The 15,975-nt window shown below is 41.7% G+C and carries 9 protein-coding genes; 6 read left to right on the forward strand and 3 right to left on the reverse strand.

Annotated elements, in window-relative coordinates; all coding sequences use genetic code 11:
- The first annotated feature begins 108 nt into the window (after window positions 1–108).
- The 6 genes from KEM09_RS11790 to bglX all read left to right on the forward strand — a co-directional run bounded on the left by KEM09_RS11790 (window position 109) and on the right by bglX (window position 11,733).
- Window positions 109–2,544, forward strand: coding sequence for a glycoside hydrolase family 94 protein (locus KEM09_RS11790; RefSeq protein ID WP_212228543.1), 2,436 nt, complete (start codon window positions 109–111; stop codon window positions 2,542–2,544).
- Window positions 2,545–2,653: 109 nt separating this feature from the next.
- Window positions 2,654–3,220 carry an RNA polymerase sigma factor gene (locus KEM09_RS11795; RefSeq protein ID WP_212228544.1) on the forward strand — a complete coding sequence of 189 codons (567 nt, stop codon included), beginning with the start codon at window positions 2,654–2,656 and terminating at the stop codon, window positions 3,218–3,220.
- Window positions 3,221–3,368: 148 nt separating this feature from the next.
- Entirely contained in the window at window positions 3,369–4,388 is a 1,020-nt protein-coding gene (locus KEM09_RS11800; RefSeq protein ID WP_212228545.1) for a FecR family protein, read from the forward strand.
- A 78-nt stretch (window positions 4,389–4,466) separates the two neighbouring features.
- The gene (locus KEM09_RS11805) at window positions 4,467–7,793 is read left to right on the forward strand and encodes a TonB-dependent receptor (protein WP_212228546.1); all 3,327 of its coding nucleotides are present in this window, start codon (window positions 4,467–4,469) and stop codon (window positions 7,791–7,793) included.
- Window positions 7,794–7,810: 17 nt separating this feature from the next.
- Window positions 7,811–9,364: a RagB/SusD family nutrient uptake outer membrane protein gene (locus KEM09_RS11810; RefSeq protein ID WP_212228547.1), complete on the forward strand. Its 1,554-nt coding sequence runs from the start codon at window positions 7,811–7,813 to the stop codon at window positions 9,362–9,364.
- Between the two features lie 89 nt (window positions 9,365–9,453).
- Window positions 9,454–11,733, forward strand: coding sequence for a beta-glucosidase BglX (bglX, locus tag KEM09_RS11815; RefSeq protein WP_212228548.1), 2,280 nt, complete (start codon window positions 9,454–9,456; stop codon window positions 11,731–11,733).
- Window positions 11,734–11,829: 96 nt separating this feature from the next.
- Here the strand turns inward: bglX and KEM09_RS11820 are convergent, their stop codons facing one another.
- From KEM09_RS11820 to KEM09_RS11830, 3 genes are all read right to left on the reverse strand, one after another.
- Window positions 11,830–12,954 (reverse strand): Sb-PDE family phosphodiesterase, encoded by a 1,125-nt coding sequence (locus tag KEM09_RS11820; protein ID WP_212228550.1) that lies wholly within the window; start codon window positions 12,952–12,954, stop codon window positions 11,830–11,832.
- A 167-nt stretch (window positions 12,955–13,121) separates the two neighbouring features.
- Window positions 13,122–13,955: an NAD(+) diphosphatase gene (gene nudC / locus KEM09_RS11825; protein WP_212228552.1), complete on the reverse strand. Its 834-nt coding sequence runs from the start codon at window positions 13,953–13,955 to the stop codon at window positions 13,122–13,124.
- A gap of 74 nt (window positions 13,956–14,029) precedes the next feature.
- Window positions 14,030–15,658, reverse strand: coding sequence for a tetratricopeptide repeat protein (locus KEM09_RS11830; protein WP_212228554.1), 1,629 nt, complete (start codon window positions 15,656–15,658; stop codon window positions 14,030–14,032).
- Window positions 15,659–15,975 lie beyond the last annotated feature (317 nt).

The following is a 15,975-nucleotide window of genomic DNA, read 5'->3' on the forward strand; positions in this document are numbered from 1 at the left end:
GATAGGACGAACAGGAAGATTACATCTTAGTATTCTGAAGGCGCGCGTGTGGATGATTAAGATGAATCAGGAGTTCCATCTGGCAAATGAAGATAAAACTAAAAAAGGATGAAGTACGGATATTTTGACGACGAGAGAAGAGAGTATGTGATTACCAACCCACAAACACCGTGGCCTTGGATCAACTATTTGGGCAATGAGGACTTTTTTTCATTGGTCTCAAACTCTGCTGGTGGTTATGCATTTTATAAAGATGCTAAGTTCAGACGCTTAACACGTTACCGGTACAATAATGTGCCTATGGATAATGGCGGGCGTTATTTTTATATCAATGATGGTGGAACAGTTTGGTCACCAGGCTGGAAACCATGTAAAACCGAACTGGATAAGTATGAGTGTCGCCACGGCATGAGCTACACGCAAATAACTGGTGCTAAAAATGGCATTGAAGCTGAAACATTGTTCTTTATTCCGCTAAAAACGTGGGCTGAAGTGCAAAAGGTGAAGTTGACCAATACCACCTCCGGCGTAAAAAAGATTAAGCTGTTCTCGTTTATGGAGTGGTGCTTATGGAATGCTGAAGATGATCAGAATAACCTGCAGCGAAACCTCTCAACCGGCGAGGTAGAAGTGAAAGGTTCAACTATCTACCATAAAACAGAGTATAAGGAAAGGCGTAATCACTATGCTTTCTACCATGTTAATACGGCCATTGATGGTTATGACACCGATCGTGAATCGTTCGTAGGTTTATACAACGAGTTCTCCGAGCCAAAAGCGGTTATTGAAGGGCGGGCAACCAATTCAGAAGCGCATGGTTGGTCCCCGGTGGCTTCGCATTACATTGAAGTGGAGCTGCAGCCAGGCGAGTCGAAGGACTTTATATTTGTACTTGGTTACATCGAAAATAAGGAAGAGGACAAGTGGGAAGCCAAGAATGTGATTAACAAACAACCCGCTGAAGCCGTAATTGAACGCTTCAACACGGTTGAGAAAGTAGAAGCAGCTCTGAATGAGTTGCGCTTGTATTGGGATAAGCTTTTAGGTAAGATTGTGTTGCAAAGTGGTGATGATAAGCTTAACCGAATGGTGAACATCTGGAATCAGTACCAATGCATGGTCACCTTCAATATGTCACGTTCCGCTTCATTCTTCGAAGTGGGTATTGGCAGGGGCATGGGCTTCCGTGATTCCAACCAGGATTTAATTGGCTTCGTTCATCAGGTGCCGGAACGTGCCCGCCAGCGCATTATTGATATTGCATCTACCCAGTTTCCTGACGGGGGCTGCTACCATCAGTATCAGCCATTGACCAAACGCGGTAACGATGCCATCGGGGGTGGATTTAACGATGATCCAATGTGGTTGATTCTGGGTGTTGTTAGCTATATTAAAGAAACAGGCGATTTCAGTATATTGGATGAAATGGTGCCATTCGATAATGATATGAGCATTGCGCAAACGCTGTATGATCACCTGACGATATCCTTTAATCATGTGGTGAATAATTTGGGACCTAACGGATTGCCATTAATTGGTCGGGCCGACTGGAATGATTGTTTAAATCTGAACTGTTTCTCAAGCGATCCAAACGAGTCGTTCCAGACAACAGAAAATAATACAGAAGGCTCAAAGGCAGAGTCGGTGATGATAGCCGGATTGTTTGTGGTTTACGGACAGGAGTATGTGGAGCTGAGCAAGCGAATTGGTAGAGCGGATGAGGCTCAACGTGCACAAAAAGAGGTGAATAAAATGATTGAGGCCGTTAAAACAAAGGGCTGGGATGGCGAGTGGTTCTTACGTGCTTATGACTTCTACGGTAACAAGGTGGGTAGTGATGAAAACGAGGAAGGTAAAATCTTTATTGAATCACAGGGCTGGTGCACCATGGCTGGTATTGGAAAAGAGGAAGGATTGTGTGAGAAGGCATTGGATTCGGTTAAAGAACGCCTGGACTGCGATTACGGTATTGTACTGAATAATCCTGCATTCACTAAATATGTGATTGAGTATGGTGAAATATCTACTTATCCGGCCGGATATAAGGAAAACGCGGGCATCTTCTGTCATAACAACCCATGGATAATGATTGGTGAAACGGTGATTGGTCGCGGAGAGAAAGCCTGGGAATATTATAAAAAAATATGTCCGGCTTACCTTGAGGATATAAGTGACTTGCATAAAACTGAACCGTATGTATATGCACAAATGATTGCGGGTAAGGATGCTTACAAGCCTGGTGAGGCCAAAAATTCGTGGCTGACAGGTACGGCAGCGTGGAATTTTTATGCAGTTACCCAATACATTCTGGGTATCCAGCCCGATTACGATGGTTTAAAGATTGAGCCTTGTATTCCTGCCGAATGGACAGAGTTTACGGTAAAACGACAGTTCAGAGGTGCAGAGTACAATATTCGTATAGTTAATTCAGCAGGCGTTAATAAAGGTATTGCAAGCCTTGAAGTTGACGGAGTGAAGCAGAAAGGAAATACAGTACCGTTATTTGAAGCAGGTACACATGAGGTGCTTGTAACAATGGGATAATATGCTTTGCTAGGTATCCTTTTAAAAGGGTATCTGGCTTAATAGTACCGATTAATATTTGCTATTTAAACAGATAAGTTTATACCTTTAAACATCTTTATCCATCATCATGAAAGCAAATAAGGCATTGGTTAATAAGCTTGCCAAAGGCGATATCAAAGCATTTGATCTGTTGTTTGAGCAATACAGTCAACGCTTGTATGCATTTGCTTTTAAGTACCTGAAATCGGAGGTGGAGGCAGAAGGGCTGGTGCAGGAAGTTTTCATTAAAATATGGAATAAGCGTCAACAGCTGAACGCTGACAAATCTTTCCATTCCTATTTGTTTACCATCGCTTTTAACCAGATAAAAAAGCACTTTGAGAAAAGGCAGGTAATTCATAATATGGTAGATGTGCTCGCACCCGAAATTGCTGATGAGTCCACCGAGAAAGGGATTCTTTATCGTTCCATTCTGCATCAGGTGATTGACTTATTGAATGAGCTCCCCGAGAAAAAGCGAAAAATATTTGAGATGAGTCGCTTTCAGGGATTGCCATCGAAAGAGATTGCCAGGAGCATTGGTCTGGCACCTAAAACAGTGGATAATCAAATTTCAGAGGTGATTCATTACCTGAAAGAACGGGTAGATATTAATGATATAGCAGTTGTTTTAATGATTTTCATGATGTTCTAATGGTCACAAATAGAATTGATTAATGAAAAATATTTAAAAAATCTCCTTTTTCGAAGGGAGATTTTTTGTTTTACAGGATATAACTAATAAAGGCTGATTAATCCAATACTAAACAAGTAGTATTACAATTAGCAATTTGAATAACAGAATGACAGAGATTAAGAAAGACATACTAAAACGATATACATCGGGTAATTGCACTGTGAATGATGAGCGCTATGTAACCAGGCTGTTTAATGATGATAAGGCTGAAGATGAATTGAAGAGTGTTATGGAGAAAGACTGGGAAAGTAGCTCAAATGAACATGCTAATCACAATCTGACGCATGTTCTGAAAGCGATTCATGAGCAAATAAGGCCGATTCAGAAAACAAGCAAAATGGTGCGTTTGTATAAAGTGTACGCACGGATTGCGGCTATCTTACTATTACCTTTAGCCATATTATTTGTGGTTAAAAACCTGAACAGTGACTATGAGAGGTCCAATCAAACCTTAACAACTATTCAGGCTATGCATGGCACCAAAGTAGCCTTTACTTTACCCGATGGCACTAAAGGATGGCTTAAGGGTGGCTCTGAATTAAGTTACCAGACGCTTTTTAAGCAGAGGCACGTTAACTTAAGCGGAGAAGCGTATTTTGATGTAGCTCATGATAAGGCGCATCCTTTTGAGGTGATTGGCAGTGCATCAAAAATAGTAGTGTTAGGCACGCGTTTTACAGCTGATATGTGGCCAGATAATAGCACAACCGAAGTTGTTCTGGAAAGTGGAAAAGTAAAGTTTGTACCAAATAATAGCGAACCAACCATTCTGAATCCGGGAGAGCGTCTGCTTTATCAAAGAATGAGTAATCATGTGTTGGTTGAAGCGGTAGAAACAGAAGTGGTTAACAGCTGGGTTAAAGGCTTGCTGGTTTTCAGAGGTGATAACTTAAAGCAAGTGGCCGACAAATTGGGCGAGTGGTACAATGTAGAGGTGGTATTGGAAGGTGATTATCCAAAGGATTATATGTTCAGAGCCACTTTTAAGAATGAAAGCATTGAAGAGGTGCTAAAGCTGATGGCCTTAACGGCACCCATCGATTACCAGATTACAGAATCGAAACAAAATAAGCCAAGAGGAGGAAAAAAGATAAAAGTAACCCTGATAATAAATAACAATGAATAGATAAAAAGAAAGGAGAGTCAGAAGCACCACCTTACTCACTCTCCTAAAAAAGTTTGTTTCACTAAACATTTCAAATTTATGAAAAAAAATCCACTTGAGGTATGGGATTGCTATGCCTTGCAAAAAATCTACCGACGTATGAGAATATTGGCGATTCTTCTACTGGTTGGTGTGTCACAGATGTGGGCTACCAACTCTTATTCACAAGGTTCAACGCTGAGTTTAAAAAAGAACAATGCGTCAATAGAACAGGTGATTGATGCCATTGAAAAACAGACTGGCTACACATTCTTGTATAATCAACAATTAATTGCTGGCATTACCGATGTTTCCATTAATGTGAGTGATGAAGAATTGATGAATGCGCTTGATAAGTTGTTTGCTTCAACTGATGTGAATTATAGGGTGATTGATAAGCAAATTGTGTTAACCAAAAAGCAGGAAGCGATTACTCTGATGCAGCAGGAGCATACAGTAAAAGGTGTTGTAACCGATGTTAATGGCGATCCGATTCCGGGTGTGACTGTGGTTGAGCAGGGTAATCCTGTCAATGGAACAATAACAGCTGTGGATGGTACATATACGCTTTCGGTAGCTTCCCCGGATGCTACTATCAGTTTTTCTTTTGTAGGATTTGAACCACAAACCATACAGGTGGCGGGTAAGCCAACGGTTGACATTACCATGGTGGAGGAGGCCATTGATATGGATGAAGTAGTTGTAGTGGGTTATGGTGTGCAACGCAAAAGTGTTGTGACAGCTGCTATTTCATCGGTTAAGGCTGAGGAACTTGAGAAAGTATCGAATGGTCGTGTTGAGCATGCCATACAGGGGCGTACAGCCGGTGTGGCTGTGTTGCCAACATCGGGTGCCCCAGGTGCCGGCGTAAAAATTCGTATACGTGGTACCGGTTCTAATGGTAACAGTAACCCGTTATATATTGTAGATGGGATGAAAACCGGAGGTATCGATGACCTGGACCCGAATGATATTGCTTCAATGGAAATCTTAAAGGATGCTGCCTCAGCTGCCATTTATGGTACCGAAGGTGCCAATGGTGTGGTATTAATCACCACCAAAAGCGGGACCAAAGGAAAATCGCGTATTGAGTATAACTTCCAGTATGGCATACAAACTTTATCGACCAATGCCGAGATGATGAACGCTGCTCAATACAAACAGTTTATGGAAGAGGCAGGTGAGACCATTACTCCACCTGCAGGTGAAAACTATGATACCGATTGGTTGGACGAAATTTCGGAAGCAGCACCTATGCAGCGCCATAGTATTAGCTTTTCCGGAGGTAATGAAAAGTCAACCTATCTGCTATCGGGTTCATACCTTAAGCAGGATGGTGCCATTGGTGGCGAGGATGCGCGTTTTGAACGCTATACTTTTCGTATTAACACTAAAAACGAGATGTCGGACTGGTTGGAAGTGGGTAATAACCTGAACTTCTCTCACTCCAAAAGAAAGATATTACCTGAAGATGATGAGTACCGCTCAATTGTTAACAGTGCTTTACTGCTCGATCCATATACACCGGTCATTGAATCGGATATGAGCCGTATCGATGCCATTATTGATGCAGGTAATACGCCATTGCAAAACGCAAATGGTGATTATTACGGATTGAATCGATTTGTTACCGGCGAAACAGCCAATCCTGTTGCCTTTATGGAGAATACACATAATGAGCAGATTATGGATAAGTTGCTGGCCTCGTTCTATGGTACTCTAAAACCAATGAAAGGTCTGAATATTACTTCACGGATTGGATTGGAGTTAACTTATATTACCCGCAAAGAATGGTCACCAAAATACTACTTCTCATCAGAGCGTTCTAACAGTCTTAATGTTGCGCAGGACTGGGTAGATAAGTATTACAAAGCCCTTTGGGAAAACTTCGCTTCATACAATAAAAAGCTCAATAAGCATGATTTCACTCTGTTGGCTGGTATGTCATATGAAGATTATACACATCCTAACTATTACCTGAAATCAGAAATGCCTAAAGAAGGTTCTCAATATGCCTATCATGATTATTATGCAGATCGAGATAATAACATGGTGGGGGGTAACATGGAAGAGAATACAAAAGTATCTTACTTTGGACGTTTGAGCTACAATTATGCCGGCAAATACATGTTAGAAGGTTCGCTTCGTCGTGATGGAGCCAGTGTATTGCCAACTGATAACCGTTGGGCTTCATTTGCTGCTGTGTCTGCCGGTTGGTTAATCTCGCAGGAAGACTTCTGGAATGTGGAAGCTATTGATTACCTGAAGATACGTGCCAGCTGGGGACAGAATGGTAGCATCTTTAATGTGGTGCCTTTTGCCGACAGAGCTTTCTGGACATCACAAAACATTAATTACCCCAATGAGGATGAAGTACTATCAGGTGGTTCGCGCAGTCCGCGCCCAACAAACCCTGCTTTAGGGTGGGAAACGTCTGAACAAACCAACGTTGGATTAGATTTAAGGGCGTTTAATAGCAAGCTTAACTTTTCGGTTGATTACTATGAAAAGTTGACTGATGGCCTTATTAAGCCAAATAAAATGGCTCCATCGGCCGGTTTTGGAGAAGATGTATCGGCCAATTTAGGAACAGTTAAAAATTCTGGCTTTGAATTTGAAGTAGGCTGGAGAAATACGACATCTTTCGGCTTAAAGTATGGTGTAAATCTGAACTTGAGTACACTTAAGAATGAAGTGACAGAAGTAAAGGATGACACACCTCAGCCTGGTGCCAATGTGCGAGGTTATAACATGACCTGGTTTGAAGAAGGGTATCCTATCTATTACTTCAAAGGATACAAAACGGCAGGGATTGATCCAGAAACAGGCGCGCCAATTGTTGTTGATGTAAATGATGATGGTGAAATCACCGCATCGGATCAAACAAATATTGGTAGTCCTCATCCGGATCTGTTATATGGTGCCACTTTTAACATGGAGTATAAAAACTTTGATTTTAACCTGTTTATGCAAGGTATGTCGGGTAATGATGTATTCATGGCCTGGTTCCGTACCGATCGCAAGTTGAGTAATAAGCCTTCCTTCTTCTATACCGACCGATGGACAGGACCTGGTGATAATGCCAGCATGCCTAAACCTGATAACACCAGCGACTATATTTACCGTAGTGATTTAGTCGTTCAGGATGCATCATACATGCGTATCAAGCAAATTCAGCTGGGTTATACATTACCAAAATCCGTGTCAGAGAAAATCAAGCTGCAACGTGTCAGAGCTTTCGTATCTCTCGATGATTTCTTCACATTTACAAAATATGAAGGAATGGATCCTGAAGCTGGTTCTAGCGAAGATAACCGTCAGGGTATTGATAAAGGTCTGTATCCAACGACCAAGAAAGTGATGTTTGGTTTAAATGTTAATTTCTAATCCAAAAACAAAAAGCAATGAAAAAACTAATATATAGCATATATACTTTACTGCTGGTACTTGCTTTTGGAGCATGCGCTGACAGTGTATTGGATAAAACACCAATAGGAAAGTTCAATAGTGATGATTATCTCACAACTGAAGAAGAGGCTGAAGCAGCCATTATCGGAGTGTATGATTATCTGCAGATAGGTTACAATAACTATGGCGACTGGTCAAGTATTTTCTTTGTGAAAGGCTTGCAGGGCGATGACCTGAATCCGGGAGGGGGCTCTTCAGCTGACCAGCCTAAGCTGCAGCAGCTAAGTAATTTTACGTATGAGTACGATAATCCGGCTATTAAGGATGTGTGGCACTCGTTTTATAAAATAGTGAATGCCTCAAATGCCATATTAAATACCTTGTCTCCTGAACTGAGCAATGCAGAGCAAGTAGCTGCTGAGGCGAAATTTTTTAGGGCTTATGCCTATTTTGAGTTGGTAACCATGTGGGGCGATGTGCCTTTTTATTTGGAGAATACCACAGAAATTAGCGTAAACAATCCGCGTGAGAGTAAGGCGACTATTTACACTCAGATTCACAAGGATTTGGATGAGGCGATTGCAGTATTGCCCGTGAAAAGTAACCTTGCGGACGGCATGAAGTTCAGAATTTCAAAGGGTGCTGCCCAGGCGCTTAAGGGTAAAGTGTTTTTGTATCAGAAAAACTATGCCAATGCTCATCAGATGCTTCAAAATGTACTGGATGACGATAGCTATGAGTTAGTTGAAGACTACAGCACCATTTGGTTAAGAGAAGAACGTGCCGGTTCAGAATCCATATTCGAGGTGTTGTATTCGAGTAAGAATGCTCACGACTGGGGCGGACCATGGGATGGCACCGCCGAGTCCAATTTTATTGTTCAGCTTTGCGGTCCGCGTGGTGACAATTCCTTCAATAATATGGATGCAATTGGCTACACTAATGGTTGGGGCTTTAATGTGCCAACACAGAAAATAGGTGATCTGTTAAGAGCTGAAGCCGGTGACGAGCGTTATAACACATCCGCTATTTCTGAAGCTGAATTTGTGGCGGCTGGCGGCGAAGTGAACCGTGCCGGTAACAATAACTGGGATGCCTACGAAGGGTATATTCGTTTGAAATATTCCACCATTCCTTCTGAAACATCAGAAGGAGGGGTGACAGAGGTCAACTGGAACACGCCATTTAAACTCATTCGCTTATCTGATGTAATGTTAATGGCTGCTGAAGCATATAATCGCGATAATAAGGATGCACAAGCAGTCGCATTGATTAAGGAAGTGCGTGAGCGCGCTGGTTTTACTGATCATTCTTCTTGGGAAGGTTTAGCTGGTGATGCACTTTTTGAAATTATCAAGAAAGAACGCTCACTTGAGTTAGCCTTTGAAGGCCATCGTTTTTGGGACCTGGTTCGTTGGGGCGATGCTGCAACAGAGTTAGCGTCACGTGGTTTTCAATCTGGTAAGAATGAGATATTCCCTATTCCACAGGAAGAAATTGATTTGAATGCAGGCATATCTATCGAAGATCAGAACCCAGGGTATAATTAATATTAAATTATTGGACTTTTTTATTTCAAAGGCTGCCATAGGTGGCCTTTGATTTGTATTTTGCACATTATTTACACAAACAGTTTAAGATGAGAAACCTTAATTTACTTGCGCTTATTACCATGTTATTATTGGTCTCCTGTGCTGGCAATCAAAAGCAGCTTAGCGAAGAAGATCAATTTGTGGAAGATCTTTTAATGAAGATGACACTTGCCGAAAAGGTGGGGCAGTTGAATCAATACACCAGCCTGTGGGAGATGACCGGGCCTGCTCCTGCCGGTAATGCAGGCGCCGAGGCATTGCTGGAGCAACTAAAGAGTGGCATGGTTGGTTCCATGTTGAATGTGAATGGTGCCGAAGCTACCCGTAAGGCTCAGCAAACAGTGGTGGAGAATACCCGTTTGGGAATTCCGCTCATTTTTGGTTATGATGTCATTCATGGTTACAAAACCATGTTTCCAATTCCATTGGCAGAGGCTGCCTCCTGGAATCCTGAATTAGCCAGACAGTCATCTGAGGTAGCTGCCAAAGAAGCAGCTGTTTCAGGTCTTCACTGGACTTTTGCCCCAATGGTGGATGTGGGTCGCGATGCCCGTTGGGGCCGGGTGATGGAAGGAGCCGGCGAAGATCCTTATCTTGGAAGTGCTTTTGCACGCGCCCGTGTGCATGGTTTTCAGGGGGATAATTTAAGCAATGAATTTACCATAGCTGCCTGTGCCAAGCATTTTGCCGGTTATGCTTTTTCAGAGTCGGGACGTGATTATAACTCGGTGGAGATAGGTAATGAAACACTGCACAATATTGTATTACCACCTTTTAAAGCGGCAGCTGAAGCTGGCGTGACCACATTTATGAATGGTTTTAATACCATTAATGGATTGCCGGTTACAGCTGACAGCTATCTGCAACGTGACTTATTAAAGGGCGATTGGCACTTTGATGGCTTTGTTGTATCGGACTGGAACAGTATTGGAGAAATTGAAATACACGGGGCAGCTGCCAATTCAAAGGAAAGTGCTGAGCGTGCTATTAAAGGAGGCTCCGACATGGATATGGAAGGCCGGGCCTATATCTCACATCTTGAGGAACTGGTGACAGAAGGTAAAGTGGACGAAAAGCTGGTAACAGATGCTGCACGTCGTGTGTTACGCATCAAATATCGCTTAGGATTATTTGATGATCCTTACAAATATTGCAATGAAGAGAATGAGCGGCAGATGATTTTGACAGATGAGCACCGTGCTGCCTCTCGTAAAGTGGCTCGCGAATCGATGGTGTTGCTGAAGAATGAAAAACAAATACTTCCATTGAGTACAAATGCAAAAAGCATAGCTGTTATTGGCCCACTGGCTGATGATAAGGATTCACCACTGGGTAACTGGCGGGCCCAGGCTGAGAGCAACTCGGCTGTGTCATTGCTGGAAGGTGTTAAGGCAGCTATTGAACCATCTGTGAAGTTGAATTATGCACAAGGATGTGCACTTTCTGTTGGTACTCGTAACTTTAGTGACAGAATGACTTTTAACGAAACAGATCGTTCTGGTTTTGGAAAAGCCATTGCGGCAGCACGCCAATCAGAGGTGGTGCTGTTGGCCATTGGTGAGGATTGCTACCAGAGTGGCGAAGGACGTAGCATGACAGATATCAAACTGAAAGGGCTTCAGCAGGAACTGTTTGATGAAATCTATAAGGTGAACAAAAATATCGTGGTGGTACTGATGAATGGACGTCCATTGGCTATTCCTGAAATCGCCGAAAAGGCAGCGGCTATTCTGGAAACCTGGCATTCAGGCACAGAAGGTGGTCATGCCATTGCTGATGTACTGTTTGGTAAATACAACCCCTCAGGTAAACTGCCTGTTTCTTTCCCTCGCAATGTGGGGCAGTGTCCGCTTTTCTACAACTATAAAAATACCGGCCGGCCTGTTGGTCAAACGCCAGAATGGGTGCTGTATTCATGCTATAACGATGCGCCCAATACGCCTCTGTTTCCTTTTGGGTATGGCTTGAGTTACACCAGCTTTAGCTATTCAGATATGATCCTTGATAAGGAAATAATTGCTAAGGATGGACAATTAACTATAAACGTTTCGGTGACCAATGCAGGTAAAGTGGATGGAGAAGAAGTGGTTCAGCTTTATATTCAGGATATTGCGGCTACCTATGCCCGCCCTGTTAAAGAGCTTAAAGGCTTTGAAAAGGTACTGCTGAAAGCAGGTGAGACAAAAGAACTTACCTTTACACTGACAGAAAAGGAGCTTGGTTACTACTTCCCTAATGGCACCTACGTGGTGGAGCCGGGACAGTTTAATGTGTTTGTCGGAACCAATTCTGAGGAAGTGCAAAAAGCCACATTCTCGATTCAATAGCTGGCATAATTGAATCAGTAACTAATAAAATAAAAGGGTCACATTATTATTACAAGTGAATAATAATGTGACCCTTTTATTGTTTTCAGATTTGCGCTATTGGGGCGTAATATTAATTTCCAGACGGCGCTCAGAGCCTATGAATGCATTCATCACTTTGTAGTTTAAAGCAGCAGTCTTTTTGTCAAACTTTACGATGACACTGCTAAGTGGTTTCAGGTCAATTTCATTACCATCCTTATCCCGCAATACAAATGGTATATCCGAAATGTTATTTAGCTCAGCATAATACCAGGTGGTACCTTTCTTTTGGGTTTCTCTAAAAGTTGGTTTTAGTTGGATTGAGGCTTTAACCAATTCACGCATTATTGATTCTTTTCCTGCCAGAGTATGCCCATGCCAGGCTATGGTACGCCCCTCAAAAAGAGCTTCCTTAACACTTTGCATAGATTTCTCCCTGGCAAAAATCAAGGTTATGGGACGGTGCGCATGGCGTTCACTAAGGTTATACTTAAGATTAACGGGTGCATGAATATCAGAGTTGCTAAAAACGGTAAGATCTTTATCAATGCACCAGTCAATTGCAATGGGATACCATTCATTGGAATTAGCAACCTCAATGCCATGCAGCATGTTTTTAGATTTTAAAGTAGTGTAATAATCCCACCATTTTGTAGTATCAGGTTGTTGACGTTTCCAGCCCGGATGGTTCCATATTATAAAAGCCCCTTGCTTCACTGCTGCTTCAATCGAGAGGCTGGCATCCTTGTTTTCAATAGGATTGGCATCGTCTATGAATATGGCATTGAAATGACCTGGAGGCACTTCCCCTTTTGTTATTTCAGTCCCTTTAACCAATATCACATTCATCTCTTCTGCTTTTCGTTGCGCAAGCTTATAAGCAGTGTTGTTGTCCGCAACCGTGTAATCTTTGTGGGGCTGGTACTCGAGGTGATCAGTAATCGCAATAACATCCAGTCCTTCGCGCCATGCCTCTTCAACACGAACAGTTGGCCATACAGACCCATCGGAAAAGATAGTGTGGATATGGAAGTCGCCTTTTAAGGTATGATAGCCCGTTATGTCAGGTATCAGAATCTGCTGGCGCACATTAGGTTTAATAAACAGGTTGTTGGACTGGTGGTTGAGGTCAAACTGGGCAAATGCAGCCACATACAGCAGCAATAGAAGTGAGGTTAAAAGGGTTTGTTTGTTGATCATTGTGTCAAGTATTTGAAATTGTAAGTCATAATTACCAGCACAAATTAGCAGTTTTACGAACTGCTTGAAAATAATAGGCGTAGTTTTTATTAATGTTGCAATAAGTTCTCAGTCAGTATAACGAACTTATGACATCATTATAAAACAGAGTATGTGTATAAGTTAGTCTATAATTCCCCTTTTCTGAATTTGTCAATCATCTCTCCGGATATGCTGATGGTAGCTGAGTAATGCTCAGGAAGATGATGGCGGCTGAACCAGTCAGCCTCCGCAATTTCGTTGTGATCAATTTCAATGGTCTGCTGATCATCCGTCTCGGCTATAAACCCTACCATTATTGAGCCGGACAAGGGCCAGGGATGGTTTTTGTAGTAACGTATGTTGGTAACATCCAGGCCCACTTCTTCCTTCACCTCGCGGATAACTGCCTCTTCGAGTGTTTCGCCCACATCAACATAACCAGCCACCAGAGAGAAGCGTCCGGGAGGAAAATGATTACCCCTGGCCAACAGAATTTTATCCCCGCAGGTGATGGCCACAATAATAGCTGGTGATATAGTGGGATAAACAGTTGTGTTGCAAGCCTTACAAATAATAGATCTCTCGTTGGCACCTGGATCGGTGGCCGCTCCGCATCTGCCGCAGTATTGATGGTTTTGGTACCAGTTGTGCAAGTGAAAGCCCAGAATAATGCTCCAACCAATTTCCTGTGGTAAACGCCTGAATACATCGATATCTTGCAGGGTCAAACCAACAGGTAAAGCAAACGGTTTCTCCATGCATAAAAAGCAGTTTTGCTCATTCAGGCTAAACATGTAGATTAATGAACAGGTTTTGATGCTATCGCCAAAATCCTTTCGCTGAGGTACCACGGCCTGCGTGTCATCGCCCATGAGTACTATCGACTTGCCGGAGTAATGAAATACATAATCATCCTTTTCGACGGCTTTATTGCTGTCATATGCTGTGCTAAGCTGATTTGGATATATCTCGTTAATCATTGTGCTATCATTCAAAATTGAAAAAACGAAGATAGCGAATTGCGTGTTATTGCAGGGCAATTGGAAGCATGCATCTAAAATGCCTCCAGGTAGCAATTTAATCCTGTGTCTTTACCCGTTAATCCAAGTCGTTTTCTTAAGCGACTTCTTGCTACTTCTACTCCTCTTAAGGTTTGATGGGTTATGGCCGCTATTTCTTTCGAAGTCATATTTAACCGAAGCAGTGCACAAAGGCGCTTCTCCGATGAGGTTAGAGTTGGGTGTTTTTTAAGCAATCGCGAATAGAACTCATTATGTACTTTATTAAACCGCATTTCAAACTCTTTCCATATTTCTCTGTTAGTTTGTGATTGCAGGTTCATTATAACCCGGTGCAAAGTTTTCTGCGACTGTTCGTTAATCTCTTCTTTAAGTGTTAATAATTGCTTAACTACATCATTAATCAATTGATTTTTTTGTATCAGCTGCATTACGTTGGTCGTTAATTCCCGATTACGAGCATCAATGTCAAGCTCAAGCTTTGAGTACTCCAGTTTTAGTTTCTTTTTCTGTGTTTGATACAACCGGCCTATTAGGAAAAATATGATGACCAACGATGACAGAAGTAAAATAAGTATGGTATGGCGATGCTTTAATTCTGCTATTTTGTTTGTATTTTCTGTCTCTATTTTACCAACCTCCTGTGCAATCTCCAGCTGGTTGAGGCGGTTCATCTTTTGATGATTAAATATACTATCATTGATCTGGTTGTAACTGATATAAGCATCAAGTGCCTTGCTAAGTAATTCTTGTTTCTGGAAAATTTCGAAAAGCAGAAAATAGGAGGAGCGTTGTAATTGCAATAAGCTGCGGGTATTAGCAATTGAAAGTGTTTTTTGCGTAGTAGTAACAGCACTGTCAAGCTGGTTGTTAAGGTAATAATAGCGTGATAAAAGATAGTATGAGTTGGCTAATCCAATTACTTCGTCATCTTCCTTGCGTATCGTAATAGCTTTATCAATATAACTTCTCGCATTGCCATAAGCACCTTGTTCCATTTCTATAATGCCCAGATTAGTATAAATGGATCCCAATATGTACCTGAAATCGATTTTAATTGCCTTATCGAGTGCCACTTGATAATACTCTAATGCTCTTTTCGTTTGATTGAGTTTGTTATACGCGCTGGCAATATTATTATAGTGTTGTGGCAGAAACTGGTTGTAATTATCTTTTATTGCATCGTCAAGTTGTTGATATTCATTATAAGCGAGCTGATAATACTCAATGGCTTTGTCATATTTTTCGATACGATCGTAGATCATTCCAGTATTGTTATAGCATTTGAGCATGTTTAAACCATCACCCAGTTCCTGGTATGTTTCTGTGGCATTTAGATATTTTGCCAACGCTTTGTCATAAGCTGATAAGTAGTAATGAGTAATCGCACTTTCAAACTGAAATTTAGCTCGCCATCCCAGGTTATTGTTATTGTTTGCCAATAATTCACCCTGTGTAGCATATAGTGCCGACTTCTTGTAATCGTACTGCCGTGTATGAACGATAAGTTTAATCAGTAGTTCATAGCGTTCTTTAACTGTTTTAGCATTGCTCAATGCAAATACCAGATTGTCCTCTTTTGATGTGGCAGTTGTGTTTATAAATACAGAAGAGAAAATAAAAATGAGGATATATTCTTTAAAAGAATAGTGACAATGAATCATAAGTACGAAATGGTTTTTGTTCATCGGGTTGTCTTACAAAAGTACTGGAACATGACCAATTGTTCTTTAGAAACTCTTTTTTATTCGCAGAAGTACATATTTGCTGGTAAATCAAAATAGAGAGGAGGATATGTGCAATAAATCAATATGATAGCATATTGCCAGAGAGGTATTTTTGAATTTAATAATGCAATATGCTGAGGTTTTATTGAAGCATTGTGAGGTTCTCCTATGGTCTGTTTCTTTGGTTACCCCTCCTATTAAGCCTCTTTTGCAGGCAGCTATCCGGGGTACTTTAAACGTACCTGATTAGTGTC

It is taken from the genome of Carboxylicivirga mesophila, assembly GCF_018271975.1.
GTDB classification, from domain to species: domain Bacteria; phylum Bacteroidota; class Bacteroidia; order Bacteroidales; family Marinilabiliaceae; genus Carboxylicivirga; species Carboxylicivirga mesophila.

Excerpts from the sequence above, each read along its gene's own strand:
- KEM09_RS11830 (WP_212228554.1), bottom strand. The coding sequence starts at position 15,658 with ATGATTCATTGTCACTATTCTTTTAAAGAATATATCCTCATTTTTATT.
- KEM09_RS11820 (WP_212228550.1), bottom strand. The coding sequence starts at position 12,954 with ATGATCAACAAACAAACCCTTTTAACCTCACTTCTATTGCTGCTGTAT.
- KEM09_RS11790 (WP_212228543.1), top strand. The coding sequence starts at position 109 with ATGAAGTACGGATATTTTGACGACGAGAGAAGAGAGTATGTGATTACC.
- nudC (WP_212228552.1), bottom strand. The coding sequence starts at position 13,955 with ATGATTAACGAGATATATCCAAATCAGCTTAGCACAGCATATGACAGC.
- KEM09_RS11805 (WP_212228546.1), top strand. The coding sequence starts at position 4,467 with ATGAAAAAAAATCCACTTGAGGTATGGGATTGCTATGCCTTGCAAAAA.
- KEM09_RS11810 (WP_212228547.1), top strand. The coding sequence starts at position 7,811 with ATGAAAAAACTAATATATAGCATATATACTTTACTGCTGGTACTTGCT.
- bglX (WP_212228548.1), top strand. The coding sequence starts at position 9,454 with ATGAGAAACCTTAATTTACTTGCGCTTATTACCATGTTATTATTGGTC.
- KEM09_RS11795 (WP_212228544.1), top strand. The coding sequence starts at position 2,654 with ATGAAAGCAAATAAGGCATTGGTTAATAAGCTTGCCAAAGGCGATATC.
- KEM09_RS11800 (WP_212228545.1), top strand. The coding sequence starts at position 3,369 with ATGACAGAGATTAAGAAAGACATACTAAAACGATATACATCGGGTAAT.